The 20052-nt window shown below is 50.3% G+C and carries 18 protein-coding genes; 5 read left to right on the forward strand and 13 right to left on the reverse strand.

Going from position 1 to position 20052, the window contains the following annotated elements:
* Positions 1-86: 86 nt before the first annotated feature.
* The 11 genes from DYA43_RS21350 to DYA43_RS21400 form a co-directional block, all read right to left on the reverse strand.
* Positions 87-1322 carry a urate hydroxylase PuuD gene (locus DYA43_RS21350; RefSeq protein WP_081094700.1) on the reverse strand — a complete coding sequence of 412 codons (1236 nt, stop codon included), beginning with the start codon at positions 1320-1322 and terminating at the stop codon, positions 87-89.
* Positions 1268-2650: a guanine deaminase gene (guaD, locus tag DYA43_RS21355; protein ID WP_061055630.1), complete on the reverse strand. Its 1383-nt coding sequence runs from the start codon at positions 2648-2650 to the stop codon at positions 1268-1270. The genes DYA43_RS21350 and guaD overlap by 55 nt, the downstream gene beginning before the upstream one ends.
* Before the next feature lies 1 nt (position 2651).
* Positions 2652-2975, reverse strand: coding sequence for a hydroxyisourate hydrolase (gene uraH / locus DYA43_RS21360; protein WP_061055631.1), 324 nt, complete (start codon positions 2973-2975; stop codon positions 2652-2654).
* Entirely contained in the window at positions 2972-3463 is a 492-nt protein-coding gene (locus DYA43_RS21365) for a 2-oxo-4-hydroxy-4-carboxy-5-ureidoimidazoline decarboxylase (protein ID WP_061055632.1), read from the reverse strand. The genes uraH and DYA43_RS21365 overlap by 4 nt, the downstream gene beginning before the upstream one ends.
* A complete protein-coding gene (gene xdhC / locus DYA43_RS21370; protein ID WP_061055633.1) occupies positions 3460-4341 on the reverse strand; it encodes a xanthine dehydrogenase accessory protein XdhC in 882 nt (293 codons plus the stop codon). Before xdhC ends, DYA43_RS21365 begins: the two co-directional genes overlap by 4 nt.
* Positions 4325-6703, reverse strand: coding sequence for a xanthine dehydrogenase molybdopterin binding subunit (gene xdhB / locus DYA43_RS21375; RefSeq protein WP_061055634.1), 2379 nt, complete (start codon positions 6701-6703; stop codon positions 4325-4327). Before xdhB ends, xdhC begins: the two co-directional genes overlap by 17 nt.
* Positions 6696-8108 carry a xanthine dehydrogenase small subunit gene (gene xdhA, locus DYA43_RS21380; protein WP_061055635.1) on the reverse strand — a complete coding sequence of 471 codons (1413 nt, stop codon included), beginning with the start codon at positions 8106-8108 and terminating at the stop codon, positions 6696-6698. Before xdhA ends, xdhB begins: the two co-directional genes overlap by 8 nt.
* A 97-nt stretch (positions 8109-8205) precedes the next feature.
* Positions 8206-9282, reverse strand: a complete 1077-nt coding sequence (locus tag DYA43_RS21385) for a BMP family ABC transporter substrate-binding protein (RefSeq protein ID WP_024375425.1) — start codon at positions 9280-9282, stop codon at positions 8206-8208.
* Positions 9283-9658: 376 nt separating this feature from the next.
* Positions 9659-10588: an ABC transporter permease gene (locus DYA43_RS21390; protein WP_020328574.1), complete on the reverse strand. Its 930-nt coding sequence runs from the start codon at positions 10586-10588 to the stop codon at positions 9659-9661.
* Positions 10588-11694: an ABC transporter permease gene (locus DYA43_RS21395; RefSeq protein WP_061055636.1), complete on the reverse strand. Its 1107-nt coding sequence runs from the start codon at positions 11692-11694 to the stop codon at positions 10588-10590. Before DYA43_RS21395 ends, DYA43_RS21390 begins: the two co-directional genes overlap by 1 nt.
* Entirely contained in the window at positions 11687-13216 is a 1530-nt protein-coding gene (locus tag DYA43_RS21400) for an ABC transporter ATP-binding protein (protein ID WP_061055637.1), read from the reverse strand. Before DYA43_RS21400 ends, DYA43_RS21395 begins: the two co-directional genes overlap by 8 nt.
* A gap of 216 nt (positions 13217-13432) precedes the next feature.
* Between DYA43_RS21400 and DYA43_RS21405 the strand changes: the two genes are divergently transcribed.
* Complete coding sequence (locus DYA43_RS21405) at positions 13433-14074, forward strand: TetR family transcriptional regulator C-terminal domain-containing protein (RefSeq protein ID WP_020328571.1); 642 nt, start codon at positions 13433-13435, stop codon at positions 14072-14074.
* A gap of 23 nt (positions 14075-14097) precedes the next feature.
* Positions 14098-14952: a DUF5718 family protein gene (locus tag DYA43_RS21410; RefSeq protein WP_020430901.1), complete on the forward strand. Its 855-nt coding sequence runs from the start codon at positions 14098-14100 to the stop codon at positions 14950-14952.
* Between the two features lie 44 nt (positions 14953-14996).
* Here DYA43_RS21410 and DYA43_RS21415 read toward each other — a convergent pair whose 3' ends face one another.
* Positions 14997-16445 carry a sensor domain-containing diguanylate cyclase gene (locus DYA43_RS21415; protein ID WP_024375428.1) on the reverse strand — a complete coding sequence of 483 codons (1449 nt, stop codon included), beginning with the start codon at positions 16443-16445 and terminating at the stop codon, positions 14997-14999.
* A gap of 270 nt (positions 16446-16715) precedes the next feature.
* Between DYA43_RS21415 and DYA43_RS21420 the strand changes: the two genes are divergently transcribed.
* Entirely contained in the window at positions 16716-17696 is a 981-nt protein-coding gene (locus DYA43_RS21420) for a Solitary outer membrane autotransporter beta-barrel domain (RefSeq protein ID WP_061055638.1), read from the forward strand.
* Here DYA43_RS21420 and DYA43_RS21425 read toward each other — a convergent pair.
* Entirely contained in the window at positions 17687-18928 is a 1242-nt protein-coding gene (locus DYA43_RS21425) for a GGDEF domain-containing protein (protein WP_061055639.1), read from the reverse strand. The two genes, DYA43_RS21420 and DYA43_RS21425, sit on opposite strands and share 10 nt — an antisense overlap.
* A 241-nt stretch (positions 18929-19169) precedes the next feature.
* On the opposite strand from DYA43_RS21425, the gene DYA43_RS21430 reads away from it, so the two are divergent.
* Both DYA43_RS21430 and DYA43_RS21435 read left to right on the forward strand, forming a co-directional pair.
* The gene (locus DYA43_RS21430) at positions 19170-19541 is read left to right on the forward strand and encodes a late competence development ComFB family protein (protein ID WP_061055640.1); all 372 of its coding nucleotides are present in this window, start codon (positions 19170-19172) and stop codon (positions 19539-19541) included.
* A gap of 24 nt (positions 19542-19565) precedes the next feature.
* Positions 19566-19844 carry an HlyU family transcriptional regulator gene (locus DYA43_RS21435; RefSeq protein WP_061055641.1) on the forward strand — a complete coding sequence of 93 codons (279 nt, stop codon included), beginning with the start codon at positions 19566-19568 and terminating at the stop codon, positions 19842-19844.
* Positions 19845-20052 lie beyond the last annotated feature (208 nt).

Consider the following 20052-nt stretch of genomic DNA (forward strand, 5'->3'; position numbering starts at 1 on the left):
TTTAACCAGCAACCATGGTTAGTCCATAGCCGATAAAAAAGCCACTTAGTTACCTAGGTGGCTTTTACTTATGTTCGTCTTTTTAATTAATTGAGTGCGGACAATGCCCGCTTAAGCTGCTGGCGCTCTTCGTCCGTCATCTGGGTTTTGTTGAGAAACGGCATATCACCGCTGTCTACGGCGCGGGCAATAATGCGAGATTTCCAGCGGTCAATGTCTTGCCAACTGTCAAACACCGCGCCACTCGGCGCCACTTTGAATACATCATCTGTTGGCGTGGCGCTGTGACACTGGCTGCACCGCTGCTCAATGATCTGCTGCGCAATGTGTTGCTCCGCATTGAGCGAGGCCGTGACCGTCGCGCTGGCAGGCGCAGCTTCACGGGGAAGTGATTTCGCCATGTGCATCTGTTCGGTCGCTTGCCAGCTAATCACGATGGCCAGAGCAAACATCGCGGCCGCACCGGAAAACATCACGAACGGTTTTTTCTCACCGGAATGCTTGAGGTTGAAGTAGTGACGGATGTAAGCACTGATCACCAGAATCAGCATCCCCACCAACCAGCTGTGCGCATGTTGATACACCATCGGGTAATGGTTGCTGATCATCAGGAAAATCACCGGCAGTGTGAAGTAGTTATTGTGAATCGAGCGGCGTTTGCCTTCCAGGCCGGGCGCAGGATCGACCGGTTCACCCGCAGCCACCTGCGCCACCATTTTGCGCTGACCCGGAATAATCTTATGGAAGACGTTATTGACCATAATGGAGCCAATTAATGCCCCCATATGGATGAACGCGCCGCGGCCGCTGAACAGGTGCGTAAATCCATAGAAAAACAGAGCGCCAAAGGCGATTAACGCGCCACTGAACAACAGCGTGTTGCGGCCAAGCGGAGAGCGCATCAAGCCCTCATACCCCACGACGCCAAGCAAAATACCGCCCACACCCACGCCAACTGCTTGCAGCGAGGTGAGTTCCATCACACGTGGGTCGACCAGATACGCTTGCGCGTTGAAGTAATACATCCAAATCAGCAATGCCGAACCCGTCAGCCAGGTCGAATAGGCTTCCCATTTAAACCAATGCAGTTTCTCCGGCATTTTTTCCGGGCCAACCTGATATTTGGCCACTTCGTAAAAACCGCCACCGTGTACAGCCCAAAGATCGCCTTTAATACCTTTGTCTTTTTTCCATTGCGGCGGGGTTTCTAAGCTGTTGTCCAGCCAAGTGAAATAAAAGCTCGCACCAATCCATGCGATGCCACAAATTACATGAAACCATTTGATGAATAACGCAAACCATTCGTAGAGTTGTGGCCACATAACAACATATCCTTTTGATAGACTAATTTTCCATGAACGTAAGTTCTCTCGATCACTCGCTCATCGCCAAGGGTGATAAGGGCGAAAAGCTGCTCAGACAAATCCTGACAACGCAATGTGCGCTGCTTGAGCATCGGAAATGCAGTGAGATCGAGTTCGATAAAGTCGGCTTCAGTGCCGATGTTAAAATTCCCAATCAGGTGATCGAGTTCCATTGAAGCGGCGGCGCCTTGAGTGCAGAGGTAGAGCGATTCAAACGCATCCAGGCTGACGCCTTGTAACTGACAGATTTTGTAGGCATCGGCCTGATTGCGCAGCAGGCTCAAACTGGTTCCACCACCCACATCGCTGGCAATCGACACCGGAATGCCGGCGTCTTTCGCTTTGTCATACGGAAACAGCCCGCTGCCGAGAAAGAGGTTGGAAGACGGGCAGAAGGCGATGGACGCGCCGCTACTGGCCAGCGTTTGTTGTTCACGCTCGCTCAGATGAATCGCATGGCCAAACAGCGCACGGTCGCGCACCAGATGATTACGTTCATACACCCCCAAATAATCATCATCATGCGGATAGAGCTCTTTCACCCACGCCACTTCGTTGATGTTTTCGCTCAAGTGAGTCTGAATGAAGGTGTCCGGATGCTCATCGGCCAACTGTCCGGCTTTTGCCAACTGTTGCGGCGTGCTGGTTGGCGCAAAACGCGGCGTAATTGCGTACAGGGCGCGGCCCTGATTGTGCCAGCGTTCGATCAGCGCTTTGCTGTCGCGATACGACGATTCAGGCGTGTCTTGCAGCTCGTCAGGACAGAAGCGATCCATCATCACTTTTCCGCAAACCATGCGCGCGTCGTATTGCTCGGCCGCTTCAAAAAAGGCGTCGACCGACTGAGGATGCACCGTCGCGTAAACGCTCGCCGTTGTCGTCCCATGCGCAAACAATTGTTGCAGGAAAAATTGCGCCTGAACTTTTGCATAGTCGTAGTTGGAAAAGCGCAGTTCGGTCGGGAACGTGTAGGTGTTGAGCCAGTCGAGCAATTGTTTGCCGTAGCTGGCGATGATTTCGACTTGCGGAAAATGCACGTGTGAATCAATCATGCCGGGGATCAACAACCCACGGTGCTGGACCACGTTGCCCTGTATCAGCAACGCTTTATTGGCCGACACAGCGAAGAACGCTTTCGCATCCCCCACATGCTGTATACGACCATGTTCAATGACTAAAACACCGTCGTTCCAGTATTCATAGTTGTCTTTTGGTGACAATGTCACTTTAGGGAAGTGCAGAATGCTTCCCCGGTGAACTTGCCATGCTGAATTGTCTTTCACCATATTAACTGCCTCGGTAACTCGAGTAGGAATAAGGCGAGAGCAGCAATGGAATGTGATAGTTACGCGTTTCACCCACCGTGAAATGAACGTCGATCATCGGGAAAAATGCCTGTCCAAATTGCGCCTCACAGTAGGGTTGTACCAAAAATCGTAGGGTGTAGTTGTGCGTATCGAGTGAGACCTCGGAAAATTTGACTCGACCATCCTGGTCGGTTTGCGCTTCAGCAAGGCACTCAAAACTGCCCAAGCGAAACAGCTTGACGGTAATGTCTGCGGCCGGGCGGCCATTGGCCGTGTCGAGTACATGACAACTTAATTGATTCATATATACGCTTCCATTCTGATATGACTGATTTTTTGTTGTTCAATTGCAGCTTGTTGCAGCTCTTGTTGGTAAGTTCGGTGAATGCGCGCCTTAAGCAGGCCCAGCATGTCGTCGGCACTTTTGTTGGTGGCGCAGACAATGAAAATAAAACCAAACTTCGCGCGGTATTGTTGATTCAACACCAACAGTTCTTGCAGCGTTTCGTTGGACGCGAGCTGAACCTGACCTTGTTCTTTAGCACTCAGCGCTTTACCCTGCGCGTATTTCTTCTCAAGACTGGCCATGTCGCCGATCATCGGGTGTCCGGCAAAGGCTTCCAGCCAATCGGCTTCATCAAGCTGGGCAAACGCGGCATCTGCGGCATTCTTCAATACCGCGGCCGACTCAAACGGCATGGCAGCTTGCATGAGTTGCTGCCAACGTCTGCTGGTACAAATTTGTGCCAGCTGTTCTTCACTCAAATCGAGTTGATTCAGGGTGGAGTTCATTCGTGCGTTTCCTTAAGTGATTTGCGGGCTTGGTTGGCCTGCTGCCACTGCGCATCACCGGATGATGGCGTTGGTGTTTGAAGGGCGAACAGGCCAATCAATTGCGCGGCGACAGACACTGCCACTTGCATCGGCAACTTTCCTTGCACATCCGGGTGGCCGATCGGGCAGGTCAGGGCATCAATCCATGCCGGATTGCTCAGCTGTTCTTTGAGACGAAACTCAAAACGCTGGCGCTTGCCTTGCGAACCAATTAGACCCACAAACGCAAAGCGCCGAGCTTCTAACGCAGACAGCGTCAGTTCGAAATCCAGCGCGTGATCTTGGGTCATGATGATGAGATAGGCGTTATCGTTCAGGCTGATCATCGCCTGACGCGGGTCGTCGCAATGGTGTGTTTCGACACCAAGTTGAGCGAGCGGCGTGAGCCACTCAGCACGGTTATCCACCACTTTTACGTGACACGGTAACTCCGAAAGTACACGCGTCAACGCCTGACACACGTGGCCTGCGCCGAAGATAACCACTTGCGGCGTTTGCGTTTGAAAGTACTCAAACATCACTTGCACCGCGCCACCACAACATTGCGCCAAATCCGCCGCGAGAGAAAAGCGTTCAATCGTGACGTCGCTGTGCTTGGCTTTGAGATGTTCACGCGCCTGCGCAATGACTTGAAACTCCAGATTGCCACCGCCTAGCGTGTCAAACTGCGCTGTCTCCGTGATCACCATCTTGGCACCGCTGGCACGAGGTACAGATCCGACATAAGCGACAACCGTTGCGATGCAGTACGCTTCGCCGCGCTGCTCGAGCTGCTGACACGCCGCCAGCCAATTGAGGCCCGGACTTGCCAGAAAGGCGTTATGAGAGAATGACATCGGCGTTCTCCTTCACTGGATGGCTTTCAAGCCACCGCTGTTGATGCTCACAGGCGCTCAAAATCATTTCGCCTGTTGCCGGCGCATGCAGGTGCGGCGCGCAGCGATGCTCAGAAATGGACGCCACTGCATCGTAAATGGCACACCAAACGCTGATGGCATGCATAAACGGCGGCTCACCAACGGCTTTCGAGCGATAAATGCTGTGCTCCGGATTGGCTTTGTCATACAACGCAATCTGCATCTGTTTTGGATAATCGCCAATGGTCGGAATTTTGTAATTCATCGGGCTGTTGCTGAGCAGGCGACCGTCTTTGGCCCACACCAATTCTTCGGTTGTCAGCCAACCCAATCCCTGAATAAACGCGCCTTCGATCTGGCCGCGGTCAATTGCCGGGTTAAGGCTGCTACCCACATCATGCAGAATATCCACGCGATCCACGCGCAGTTCGCCCGTCAACGTATCAATGGTGACTTCTGAGCAAGAGGCGCCGAGCGAGAAGTAGAAGAACGGACGACCGGTCGCGGTGGCGCGGTCGTAACCGATTTTCGGTGTTTGATAAAAGCCACTGGCCGAGAGCGACACGCGATGCATGTAGGCCTGTTGCACCAGCTCCGCCCAAGAAACAGGGTTCGCGGCACCGACTAAAGTGTCGTTGACGATATCCAGGTTATCGCAGTGATAATGTTCGCGAGCAAACGCCAGTAAACGTTCCTTGATGGTCATGACCGCGTTGTGAGCAGCCATCCCATTGAGATCGGCGCCTGAAGAGGCGGCGGTTGGCGAGGTGTTTGGCACTTTGTCGGTGCGCGTTGACGTGACGAGGACTTTATCAAGCGATATGCCCATCGACTGCGCCACAATCTGCTGAACTTTGGTGTGCAGACCTTGGCCCATTTCCGTCCCGCCGTGCGACACCTGCAACGTGCCATCGGTGTAGATGTGAATCAGCGCGCCCGCTTGGTTGAGGTGAGTAGCGGTAAACGCGATACCGAACTTGATGGGGGTAAGCGCCAGACCTTTTTTCAGCACCGGATTGCGCATGTTCCACTGTTCGATTTCTAAGCGGCGCGCGCGGTAGTCAGCATCAGCTTCTAACTGCTCGATGATGCCGCGCATCTCGTCATACTGCTCCACTTCCATCCCGTATGGCGTGATGTTCTTGCCCGCGCGATACAGGTTGTTCAGGCGCACATCCAGTGCATCGAGTCCGGTGGCTAGCGCCAGATCCTGCATCGCTTTTTCAATCACGATCATGCCTTGTGGGCCCCCAAAGCCTCGAAACGCAGTGTGAGAGACCATATCGGTTTTAAGACGATTGCCAACCACCGTGGCCTTGCCGAGGGAATAAGCATTGTCGGCATGGAACATCGCGCGATCGACAATGGCATCCGAAAGATCCGGCGAGTGACCACAGATGCCGTTTACTTCGATACTGGCGGCTTGGATCACACCTTGTTTATCCGCCGCGAGTTGATAACGGTTATAGAAGGGGTGGCGTTTACCCGTCGCCGTCATATCCACGGCGCGTGGCAAACGCATTTTTACCGCACGTTTAGTGTAGAACGCCCCCAGCGCCGCCATACATGCCCACTGCGCAGCCTGGCTCTCTTTACCGCCAAATCCGCCGCCCATGCGGCGCATATCGACGGTGACGCGGTTAAAATCAACTGCCAGCACTTCGGCAACCAGCTTTTGAACTTCCGACGGGTTTTGGGTTGAAGAGCGCAGAAAGATGCCGCCATCTTCCGTGAGTTCAGCAAGGCTCGCTTGGCCTTCCAGATAAAAGTGCTCCTGACCGCCCACATGCAGGTCGCCATCAAGATGAATGTCGGCTTGGTCGAACAACGTCGCATCGGGATTCGGGCCCATTTGATGGCGAGCCAACAAAGGTTCGTTAAGGCTCGCTTCGGCATAACTTAGAGTGACATTGTCACTTTTTGTGTATTCGACGTTCGCCAGACGAGCCGCTTTCCAGGCAAGTTCATGACTGGTGGCCAGCACCAAAGCGATGGGTTGACCGAAATAGCGAATCTCGCCGTTCAGCATCAGCAACGGGTCACCTTTAAAGATGGTCCCGATGTCTTTTTCGCCCGGAATATCGTCCGCCGTGAGCACACGAACGACACCGTCAGCCTGACTGACCGCGCTCAGATCCACCGATCTGACTTGGCCCTTTGCAATCGCGCTGGTAACGACGGCAGCGTGCAAACAACCGCGTGGCGTGGCGTAGTCATCCAGAAACTGCGCTTCACCACTGACTTGTTTTTCAGCACTTTCGTGCTTGTGAGAACGCCCAACCACCTGGAACGCGGTATGCGGCTGCGTGTGTGAGGATTCAATCGACGTTAACTTACGCATGTTGCACCAACCTTGTTTCAACGTGTTGCGATTCAAGATAAAAGCGTTGCAGCAGGTTTTGTACCAACTTCACCCGATAGTCAGCACTGCCGCGTACATCGCTCAGCGGCTTAATCAATGTTGGCACTAACGCTTTCGCTGCATTTACGATGGGCAGTGTCAACGGACGACCGACAAACACTTTTTCCAGCTCATGCAATCGCACTGATTTCGCTGCGACGCCGCCTGCTGAAATAATGCAGTTCTTGATACGACCATCGGTGGCAATGGTCATATTGATGCCCAGAGTCACGGTCGCAATGTCGTCTTCGTAACGCTTACTGATTTTGTAGATCGCATGATGCTGATTCGGTGCTAAACGCGGCAGCTGAATCGCGCTGATCCATTGATTGGGTTTCAATACCGTTTCACGATAGCCGGTAATGTAATCTTCGGGTGCAAACAGAATGCGGGTTTCACCATCATCGACTTCGATACGACCGTTGAGGCTAATTAGAAGCGGGGCGATATCGCCAATTGGCGAGGCATGACCAAGGCTGCCACCGAGCGTTGCGCGGTGACGAATGGTTAAACTGCCCAAGCGTTCAATAACTTCATCTGCCGTTGGGAAATGCGCTTTGGCGAACTCGTGAACCTGATTCATCGGCACCGCAGCGCCAATTCGCCAGCCTGACGTGGTTTCAGAAATCCCCAGCAGATCATCCACATGAGAAATATCGATGAGCTGAGGCAGCGATTTCATTTGTTGGGTCACTTCGAGCGATAAATCGGTCCCGCCCGCGATAATTTTGGCATCCGGCATGGCGGCTATCGCTTCGGCTAACGCTTGACGGTTAGCAGGACGCGCATAATGCGGCTCACTGCTTTCGGCAACAGAGCCGAGCCAGAATTTCACCGTGTCGTCATGACGACTGAGTGGGTCGTCGATTTGGCTATGAGCAATGGTGTTGGCGGCGTCAATCAGCGGGCCATAGCCTGTGCAGCGGCATAAATTTCCGGCGAGAAAGTCACTGGGTTTTTCTGGTGCTGTTTCTTGTTTTGAAAGGGCGTACAGCGACATCACAATCCCCGGCGTACAAAAGCCGCATTGCGTGCCGTGTTTATCGACCACCATTTGCTGAACCGGGTGCAAGGTGTCACCCTGTTTAAGATGTTCGACGGTAATGATCTGTTTGCCATGCAGTGCATGAATCGGCGTAATGCAGGCGTTGATCTGACGATAACGAAGATGCTCAGATTCATCCAGATCAACCATGACGACGGTGCAGGCACCGCAATCGCCACTGGCGCATCCTTCTTTAGAGCCTGTCATCTGTTTTTGTTCGCGCAAATAGTTGAGCAGCATGGAATCCGCCTTGGCCGACTCCACTCTGATCACTTCGCTGTTAATCATGAGCTCTAACATAACTTCCTCTGTTTTTTAAAACTTGTCCAATTGGTCAACTTACTAGGTAAAAAACGGCTCGCGCACCGTGAGCAGGAGACGCGAGCCGGAGGTGAGATTAGTTAGGGATCTTGGCGTCGATACCTTCGACGTACCAGTTCACGCCTGCAAGTTCTTTATCCGTCAGAGAATGACCTGAAGCAATCACTTGATGACCTTGGTTATCATTCATCGGGCCGGTAAACGGAACGATAGCGCCAGATTTAATTTTGTCTTCTGTACTGAGTATAGCCTGTTTGATTTCAGCAGGTAGGTCAGGGTTAATTGACACGATCTGCAGAACGTCATCTTTCAGGCCGCCCCAGTAATCCTGTGGCTTCCAGTTTTTATCCATCACACCTTCGACGGTTTTGATGTAGTGCGGCGCCCAGTGGTCACGCACAGAGAACATGTGCGCTTTCGGCGCAAAATGGCTCATGTCAGACGCTTGGCCAATCCCCATCACGCCACGTTTTTCAGCGGCAATCAGTGGCGCCGGGCTGTCGGTGTGCTGAATGATGATGTCTGCGCCTTGGTCAATCAGTGCGTTCGCTGCATCCGACTCTTTGCCTGGGTCATACCAGGTGTTGACCCAAACAATTTTCAGTTTGATGTCTGGATTGACGCTCTTCGCGCCCAGATAGGTGGCATTGATGTCGCGAATTACTTCAGGAATCGGGAATGTTGCGATGTAGCCCAGCGTGTTGGTTTTGGTTGCCATCCCCGCTGCGACGCCGGACACATAACGACCTTCATAGGTACGCAGCACGTACGTGCCCAGGTTTTTATCCATCTTGTAGCCGGTGGCGTGCTCAAAGGTCACTTTCGGAAAACGTTTCGCCACTTTCGCCGTTGGGTTCATAAAGCCAAAAGAGGTGGTGAAAATCACGTCATTGCCCGATTTCGCCAACTGCGTGATCACGCGTTCCGCATCCGCACCTTCCGGTACGTTTTCAACAAACGTGGTTTTGACCTTTCCACCGAAGTACTTTTCCATTTCGATACGGCCTTGGTCGTGCTCATAGCTCCAACCATGGTCGCCAATCGGTCCGACATAGACGAAGCCGACTTTCAGCGGATCATCCGCCAGCGCCGAAGTTGAGAGCAGTGCAGACACAGAAAGTGCCGCAGCAGTCATCCACTGATTTAGTTTCATGAAATTCTCCGTTTTCATTTTATGGTTTGAGTTGAGATTGTTGCTGTTTGAATTAAGGCTTTCGGTTTGCAACGCATCGTTATGAATGGATAAAGCAAAAACTTGACCAATTGGTCGTGTTTTGAAAATTTATTTTTCATTGATGAGAGAAAGTCTTACGCAGCAAGGCATCAAAAGAGAAAGACGTGCTTCAAGCATGGAAAACATACGTTGGACCTGATGTGGGAATGCGTAATTTTGGTGCTTAGTGATTCACGATGTGCACACATTTGATGCAGCTTAAATCAACCGCGATTAAAAAAGCCCGCAGTGGCGGGCTTCCTCATGTCGTGACGTTTTGGTTTTAATTACGATGGAACGTCATGACGATTGCAACTTAGTGACGTTTGGGATCGAATGGTTTGCCTAAACTCATCGGCGTTGCCAATTTCTGGCGCAGCTCATTTGAACTGAGTAGCACCATGACCACAACCGTTGCCACATAAGGCGTCATAGCTAAGAGGTTTGGTGAAATATCCACGCCCACACCTTGCATCATCAAATGCATGATCGACGTGAAACCAAACAGATACGCGCCCAAAACCAGATAGCCAATCCGCCACGACGCAAACACCACCAAAGCCAGCGCAATCCAGCCGCGGCCTGCGGTCATGTTCTCCATCCACATTGGCGTGTAGGCGAGGGACATATAAGCGCCTGCCAAACCAGCCAGAGCGCCTCCGATTAACGTGACAATGTAACGAACTTTAATCACCTCAATGCCAAGCGCATTGGCTGAGTGAGGATTTTCGCCAACCGCGCGAATGATCAGCCCCGCACGCGTCTTGTGCAGCACCCACCAAGCGCCAACGACCAACACGAAGCTGAGGTAGACCAGCAAGTCATGATTGAACAGCAATGGGCCAATGAACGGAATGTCACTCAACAGCGGAATCGGCATCGCTTTGAAGCCGACGATCGTGGATCCAACCAAGCTGCCGCCGAGAAACGCACTGAGACCTGTGCCAAAGATGGTTAATGCCAGCCCAGTCGCCACCTGATTGGTGCTCAGAGTTAAGGTCAGGACGCCAAACAGCAACGCCATCAACATACCAGCCAACATAGCAACCAGAATGCCAACTAACAAACTACCGGAGAAATAGGCGCCCGCGAAGCCTGCCATCGCGCCCATCAGCATCATGCCTTCTTGGCCTAAATTCAATACGCCCGTTTTTTCACAAATCAACTCGCCCAATGCGATGATGAGTAACGGGGTTCCGGTTTTCAGTGCCGCAATACACAGCGATTGAATCAATAACGCATCCATTATGCGGCTCCTTTTTCGTCTACAAGCGTGGTTTGAGCGGGCGCCCGTAACGCGCTTTTGGGGACAAAGCGATAGTGAATCAGAAAATCACACGCTAGCAGGAAAAACAGCAGCGTGCCTTGGAAAAGCCCGGTGACCGCAGTTGGCAGTCCGAGTTCGATTTGTGCCAGATCGCTTCCCATATAGAGCGCGCCCATAAACAGCGACGCAACAATGACACTGATCGGATTCAGACGCCCCAAATACGCCACGATAATTGCTGCGTAGCCATAGCCCGGCGAAACAGAGGGCACCAGTTGACCAATCGGGCCCGCGACTTCGGCAGCCCCGGCAAAGCCTGCCAATGCGCCAGCAAACAACATCACGCCCCAAACGAGGCGATGCTCTGAAAAACCGGCGTATTTGGCAGCCGCACGCTCAGAACCGAGCACGCGCAATTGAAAGCCGGGCAGGGTTTTGAACAGCACAACACCCGAAACCATCGCAATCACGACTGCAACAATGATCGATGATGATGCGCGTCCGCTGTCAAACAGCGGATGCAGCAGCGCAGCATCGGCAAACATTTGGGATTCAGGAAAGCCGAATCCTTGCGGATCGCGAAGCGGGCCATGCACCGCCCACAACAGCACATACAAACCGATGTAGTTGAGCATGATGGTGGTGAGAATGATGTTGGTGTGAAAACGACGGTTCAGCCACGTCGGAATCGCGGCCCAGCCAGCGCCTGCAGCCATGCCCGCAATTAAGGTCGCCAGCAGCATGCCAATTCCTGAGGTGTCATCGGCGTTCACCGCGACCGCACTTGCCGCCACGGCGCCAATCAATAACTGGCCTTCAGCGCCAATATTCCAGATGTTGGCTCGATAACAGAGCGCTAAACCCACGGCACACAGCATCAACGGCGCCGACTTCACCAGCAATTCGCCCAAGTTGTAGCTGTCGGAAAAGGGCATCATCACAAACACCTGAAATGCTTTCAGCGGGCTGACGTCCAGCCACACAAACAGCACACTGGAGACGGCTAACGTTAAGGTAACGGCGATGAACGGCGAGAGCCACATCATCAACTTTGAACTTTCTAGACGAGGTTGCACGTTAAGCATGGGCCACCTCCTGCGACGCAATAAAGCCGCCTGCAATCCATTCACCGATTTGATCAATGGATGTGTCCGCCGTTTTCACCGCCGAAGAGACGTGGCCCTCATAAATTGCGGCGAGGCGATCGCAAAGAACGAACAGCTCATCAATATCCTCAGACACCACCAGAATGGCAGCGCCTTCGTCGCGCAATGCGATCAACTGTCGGTGGATCGCGCTGGCCGCACCGATATCCACACCCCAAGTCGGGTGCGCACAAATCAACACACGCGGTGCTTGTGCAACCTCACGCCCCATGATGAATTTTTGCAGATTCCCGCCAGACAAACTTTTCGCTTGCGACTGCTCATTGCGGCACTTGACCTGATTGGTTTGAATCAGTTTTTGGGCCATGGCTTTGAGTTTGGGAAATTGAATCACACCGCTGCGACAAAGCGAACGCGCATGCGTCAGCAGGGTATTCTCTTCTAAACTCATCTCCGGCACGGCGCCTTGCCCCAAGCGATTGGCAGGGACGTAGGCTAATCCCAGTTGGCGGCGGCGTCCCGCATGCAAATGGCCAATCGGCGCATTTTGCCACTGGATAGAGTCGTTATCGGCGCGAGTGTCTTCGCCGCTCAGCACAGCCAACAAGTCTTCCTGACCATTGCCCGCAACGCCCGCCAAACCAAAGATTTCGCCACTGCGAAGCTCAAGATTAATGTGCTTTAAGCTGCATCCGAACGGATGAGACGGCGCGAGTGACAGATTGACTGTGCGCATCACCACCGTTTCACCGGCTGTTTTCGGATACGTTTCCGACAACTGGGTTTCATCGCCAACCATCATGCGCGCAATTGAATTGGGCGTTTCGTGTGAAGGGTTGCATTCCCCAGTCACTTTGCCGCCTCGCAGAATAACGGCGCGATGACAAAGCGTGGTGACTTCCTTCAACTTATGGCTGATGAACAAAATCGCGCAACCTTCCGACGCCAGTTGATTGAGCACGGTAAACAGCCCTTCGATTTCCTGAGGGGCCAGTACCGAGGTCGGTTCATCAAGGATCAGCAGTTTTACGTTCTGAATCAAACAACGCAAAATTTCGACTCGTTGGCGCTCCCCGATACTCAGGCTGTGAACGTAACGGTCCGGGTCAACGTGTAACTGATATTGTTCACTTTTTTCGACAATGGTTTGGCGTAAATCATCCAAGGAGTCGAGAAATTCCTTATCTAGCCCCAACTGGATATTTTCTAACACCGTCAGGGTTTCAAACACAGAGAAGTGCTGGAACACCATGCCAATCCCCATGGCGCGAGCCTGATTAGGGGATGTCATGCTGACTTCATGATTATTCCATAAAATCGCACCTTCACTGGGCGTGTTGACCCCATAAATCATTTTCACCAGCGTTGACTTTCCGGCTCCATTTTCACCCAGTAGAGCGAGAATTTCGCCGGGAAACAGTTTGAGATTCACTTTGTCATTCGCCACGACACCCGGGAAGAACTTACTGAGATTCCACAGTTCGAGAAGTGGTGTAGTCATGTTGAGCAGATTCCTTTCTATTTTTTTCGAAAGGGTAAATGCAAAAACTTGACCAAGTGTTCAAATAGAGTGGCAACAAGGGCTGCGCTGCGCTATGTCGCAACCTGCTGAACCATAAATGTGCAGATGCCTGAAAACGGTGCATATTTAGACACTTGACAACCGATGCGTAAGCAATGATTACTGTAATAAAGGGCCAATATGAAAGGAGTTCTCTTGGAGACTGAACTGGGACAGCAGAAACGCTCTATTTCGGGAGAAATTCGTCGTCGCAACCAGGAATTAATCTTGCAGGCTGCTGCTGATGAATTCGTCAAACATGGATACAAAGGCACATCGGTTCAAGCGATTGCCGATCGAGTGAATTTGCCCAAAGCCAATATTCTCTATTACTTCAAGTCCAAAACGGGACTGTATAAAGCGTTATTGCAGGATATTCTCACGCTGTGGAATGAAGGTTTTTCAGAAAGTGCCATCGACAGTTCGCCACAAGCTGTGCTTCGCAATTATATCGTCGGCAAAATGCGCTATAGCCGAACGCATCCTCAAGAGTCGAAGATCTTCGCTCAAGAGATTATTCAAGGCGCGCCGGTGATTCGTGATGAAATTCAGTTTCCGGTCGTCAACTGGGCAGCGGGCAAAGCAAGTGTGATCAACGCGTGGGTAGAACAGGGGCTAATTCGCCCGGTCGATCCGCTACATTTGCTGTTTTTGATATGGGGAGCCACCCAATTTTACGCTGATTTTGATACTGAAATTCAGCTCATCAAAGGTGCACCCATGTCCGAAGAAGAGTTTGAACAGGCACAGCAATTTCTTGTCGATATGATTTTACGCGGCCTTGCCGTGACATCGTAACTTTAAGCTTCATGGAGGAAGACTTGAGCCCGAACAGCAGTAAAAAAGTCCCATTATTTGGGATCGGGATTGCCGGCAATTTCGCTGGCCACTTACAACAGACTGGCGAAGCAAAAGCGCTTCAAGGTGACGTGGATACCAGTCGCCCGCAGGCGCTTTTTCCCTTTTATGTCACGGACGCCAGCGACGAATACTTAACGGTTAATCCGTATTCGTTTGACAGTGTTCTGTTACCTAATGATCCAACGGCACGGGTGCAGATGGAGCCTGAAATCGCACTTGTGGTTAAGGTGAACTATCTTGGCACAACCGTTATCGGGCTGGAACCAGAATCGATGACGCTGCTCAACGATTTGACTCATCGCAATGCCGTTGTTAGCAAATTGGCTGAAAAGAAAAACTGGGGGCTGGCATCAAAAGGCATTGCGAAAAAAGCGTGGCCACTGACCAGTTTCAGCGCCGCAGATGGGCTCGGGAAGTACCGATTCTGCAGCTTTCATCGCCGAGATGGCGTTTGGTCAGCGTGTTGCCATGACGTCTCATTGAGTGATTACAGTTATTGCTATGAACAGTTGATTTCTTGGTTGATAGAGCAGCTCAACACCCAGAAAAACGAAGGAGCACTGCATAACCTCACCAAGCTGATTGGCGAGGCAGGGTACCCCAAACGCATGTTGATCTCACTGGGTTCATCTCGCTATACGAAATACGGTGAAGAGCACCAATTACAATCCGGTGATGAACTGTGCGCGGTGCTGTATGACTCGACACGTATTGATAATCCCGAAATCCACTCCCTGATTGTTGAGCAGACGTTTGACGAACTTTTACAGCAACACATTGTACTTAAGCAATCTGTTTATGCGCGGGCAGAATAGACTTACGCCATAAACGACAAAGGAGCCAATCGGCTCCTTTGTCGTTAGGACTTCACTCGATGACGTCCTTCTTTCTTAGCTTCAAGCAGCAATTTATCTGCCTGTTCAAACGCCGAAACGAAGTTATCGTTATCTTTTATCTCAGTGACACCGAAACTACAAGTGACAATGTCACTCATTCCGGGGACGCGTAACTTTCCGATTGCTTCACACAGGCGTTCTGCAACCTGTAACGCTCCCGGTAGGTCATCGCCGGGTAACAACAGCATAAACTCATCGCCACCAAATCGGCCGATTTTATCGGAAGGGCGAATCTCCTGCTTAACGAGATTTGCAATGGCTATCAATACTTTATCGCCAATGATGTGGCCGTAATTATCGTTAATCACTTTAAACTTGTCGATATCGAACAAAATCATTGAAATCGGCTGGTTATAACGACGCGCGCGAACAACTTCGTCATGAACATTACGAATAAAGAACTGACGGGTTTGTACATCCGTCAGAATGTCTTGCTCGGAAAGGCGGCGTAGCTTCTGATTGTCGACTAAAATGTGCGGCACCCAGAGCCCGAAATAAGTGTTGGCCGCCAGTAAATAGATGGTGAACTGATACACCATCGCGCGTTCAGATAATCCCAGAACATCCACCAGCACCGCCGTTAGCGTGCTGAGCACTGCCAAGCTGATGAACGAACGTGAGGCAGTTTCGGTAAACACAATCCACATCTGTGCAATACCAAGAAAGAACACCATGAACACAATCTGTGAAGAAGGATAGGCGGCCACAAGCATACTGATGCTCAATAAAATAAGGCCTGCGGTAATCAGCTTATAAATAAAAGGCTTCAGCGGTAAATCATCCAACAATGGTTTGAAATGCTTTATCAACCATCGGCCTTCAGAAGGGTAAAATTTCCCGAGAATTGATACGATCAGCGGTGTGATGACCACAACACCAATCAAATCACCCACCCACCAAGGGACCCACAATTGCATGATGTCGGAGTAATCGATGATGCCGGTCATCGCCAACGCAGTCGAGCCGCCGATGGCGGCAACCAACGAGGAGCACACGGCTAAGATCAAAAATAGCAAAATCAGATTGGGAACTTTAACGGTGTCTTGCTCTGCACTGATCTGCTTAAGCAACGAAGCACCAAGCCAGTATGCGAAACTGTGAATACCTGCGAATAACAAACCGGTGGAAACCAATGTCGTAAATGACTGATTGGCACCGTAAATGCTATTTTCCCAAAAGGTCGCAGTAATTGAGCACAAAATGAGAACGGGTAAATACGACCAGCCCAAAACCAAAAAGATAGCGAATGTTACACCGGAGGGAGGAAACCAGACACTGACGTGTGGCTCATATTCCATCAGAGCAGCAGCCCGCCACATGATAAGCCAAGCACAAGCGACCAAAATCGGGCGTAGAGAAATTGATCGCATCCATTTGTCATAAATCGACAGAACATCTTGATTAACAGCCAAATGTCCTCCTTGACCTTCACTGCATGACGTAGGCTTATTTAATAGTAGTTACTGAACAATAACTCACTAAGTCGTTATTGAGTTTTTATTCATTTACTTACAAGTTGATTAAAGAAATTTGACATAAATCATAAGATTGCACCACGATAGCACTTAGAGTAGCGCCAGTTCTCAACATGGAGACATACGGAAAAACTTTGATGTCCTCGGTGCCGAGTATCGACTAACATAAGTTTAATATTCAACTGAATACAGATGACTTGCAGACGTATGTTGAAACGCAACTTCGCTATACCTCTTGGGACTTTCCTTTTTACTTACTCCTCATGGGCCATCGCAGGTTACTCATCCATCCAGAATTTTTTGGAGAACAGCTTTGCGGCAACGATCGTACTGAGCGACAGTGATGTATTTACCGTTGGCATCAGCGATTTTGATCCTAACAAGTTGCTCAACACTGATAATGAAGAATGGGGCACGGAGGAGTCGCTCGACAACCGCAAGAAATATGCTGTTTCGACACTACCTTATACGTTTGAACTCAGCGAGGCGGATGCCATTAATCAGCACAGCATTTTACTGCGCTTATCGGGGATGGTATCTGAAGAAACGGTGCAGTTTGCTACTGACGAGCCGAAAGACGATTTTCGTCAGGTGATCGCTGACTTATATGTCGCCTACCGATTTACACACCATTTCGATGAACACTGGTCGTTTGAGCCCGGATTTGGAGCTCATTTGTTGCGCTATGAAAATAGCATGGATTACAACAGCCCAACCGGAAAACAAATTGCGCCGTTTCTGGACAATTTATTGTTCAATACCACAGCGTGGGCCAACGTTTATGAGCCGCACTTTAAAGTGAAATATAAGTCAGAAGAATCCTGGGGGCGTTGGCAAGTTTCATCCTCCTGGCACTACTTTTATGGCTATGGATGGGGGGAAGCGAATGAAGGCGATATCGGTCATCCCGAAGGGTGGTATATCGCCAACGGAGTAACTGCAGCTTATGACTTTTCACAGCTCGGTCGTTCTGTTCAGTCTATCTACTCAAGCCTAAAAAGGGTGGACGTGGGTGGAGACATCAACCAGCCCCTGGGCACATCAATGTACTATGAGGCAAGCGTTGGATGGTTAATGACACCACCATTTGAAATCAGTTTTATAGACAATATTGGAATTGGATTGGCCTTAAACTACGGCAGCGCATTCAAAGGCGGCAGTATTGTGCTGTTTTTCAATCAGGACTGATTCGCCACTTTGACACAGTTGCGACCCGCTTTTTTCGCCGAGTAAAGTGCCTGGTCTGCCAATTTGATTGCCGAAATAGGATTGCGCTCAACAGTACTGTCACAGACACCAATACTGACGGTAATATTCACCGATGTACGTTTAGCATCAGAGCGCTGTTTCACGCCATCTTTATCGTTCTTTGGCCGCGAATCAAAATTACGAATCACAAGATCATACTGTTCAATATCAGCGCGCAGCAGCTCCAGAAAATCCACCGCTTGATCGGCGGTTTTACCTTTAAACAGAACGGTAAATTCTTCGCCGCCGTAGCGATACACTTTAGCGCGCCCCTGAACCAAGCGCAGCCGGGCCGCAACTAACTTGAGCACGTCATCGCCGGTCTCATGACCATAGGAATCGTTGAACTTCTTGAAGTGGTCCACATCCACCATTGCTACCGTAAAACGTCGCCCGAGGTAGCGCATATCAAGATCCAGTGCATGACGCCCAGGTAGCTGCGTCAGCCTATCGTTAAATGCCATCTCATGGCTGGCCGATAACAAATACAGTATCAGAAGCACACCAGCTAACGAGAACATGGTGCTGGAGACATACTGCACCTGAAAGAAAATGAAGGTGTTCGACGCCAACAGAATTGAGGTGTAAATCACCACATCCATTAGACGATTTTTGGTTAACACAAAAATACTGGTGATGCCCGTTAATGCCGCAAGATAGAGCACCAGAATGAACGGCAGTTTAGATACTTGTTCGACTGAATAGAGCAAGCCGTCGTTAAGATCCGCAAAGCCACCGGATTGATATTGCGTGATAATGAGATAACACCACACGCCAAATAGAGTGAGAATACCTAAGTACACCGCAAATCCACGGCTAAATAATCCGCCGTTTTTAAAGGCATAGCTGAGCAAGCAAGCGATAGGCAGTAAAATAGCCAACAGAGACAGTTCGAGCAGGGTGGTGCCTGTCGTTAGCGGGGTTTGCAAACGATACTGAATCACCCAATAACATATCATCATCGCACAGGCCACCATGGCCATACGACTTTGTTTAAAGAGATGCGCGATCGCAATAGCGGCAATAAATAGCACGTAGGGTAAGTTGCCCGCAAATCCGAGATTTGAGCGGGTAATAAGAATGACGTTGTTCATTCCGAACCACAGTGCAGACAGCAGAATGATTGGAAATGAAAAACGAAACCAATACGAGGTAACCAGACTCGACGACATGTTCTAACAACTAGCCATTTGACTTAATGACAAATTCAAAAATAGTTATGTTCGCTAGCATACTTCTATTTAATGATTTTCCAAGCTTTTTGCTAAACTTAAGTCGTAAAAGCGGGTGCTTGACCATACATTTAATCTTGTATACGCGACATTGATTGCCTATCGGTTAAGTGTTGGCTAGTGTAGCAAAACATCAAATCGCGCGTAGGATCGCCGATTATTTGTGTTCAGGAGAGTCAAGATGCAAATCAGTGTCGACGTACACAACTATATGGAAACTCTGGTAGGCCAGGTGTTAGCCCAAGAGTATTATGTGGAAAACTACTCCAATGAGCAGTTAGCCGATTTGGCATGCCTCGCGCTCAGTCAGATTCGCCCAATCTACATTCGCCATGACATCGATTTTTTATCGGCATTGCCCGAGGCCCGTTTGGTGATATTGAAGAAAAGGGCCGAAACAGCTATCGAGGCTGCAGAATCGATGATCGTTGATGATCGTCGCAAAAATCGTGATGATGACCTGCCGGTTGTCATCGCTCAGACGCGTTTTGATGACGATGCAGAATTAGAGTGGTACGAAAAGCCGATTCTCGGCCACAAAGATCCAGCCTAAAATTGATTACCCAAAGGAGTTGTTGTGGGACTGTTTTCTCGTTTGTTTGGCGGTAAGTCAGAAAACCAAATCGAAGTTGTTCAGCCTGTCGAATACAAAGGCTTTCTCATTTACCAGGAGCCGCTTGCTGAAGGCGGGCAATACCGTATTGCCGGGCGCATAACCAAAGAAGTCGATGGTGAATTAAAAACACACCGCTTTATTCGTTCCGATGTACTGCCAAATAAAGAAGATGCCAAAGAACTGATGCTGAAAAAGGCGCAGATGTTTATCGACCAAATGAGTGGTCAGATCTTCTCTTAACTCATCCAGTCGTTGACAGAAATCATAAATAAAAGGGCCATAAGTCGATATGCTTGTGGCTCTTTTGTTTTTCTGTGCACTTTGCAAATTCCTGTTTTTATAGATATTTGTCTATACTGGTTTGACCTCTGCTGTGTTGAAGTGATGTTGTATTCCAAGGGCAGAGTCAACAGAATCCTTTACTACCTAACGTTATAACTAATGAAAG

The organism is Vibrio fluvialis, assembly GCF_900460245.1.
In the GTDB taxonomy this organism is placed as follows: Bacteria; Pseudomonadota; Gammaproteobacteria; order Enterobacterales; family Vibrionaceae; genus Vibrio; species Vibrio fluvialis.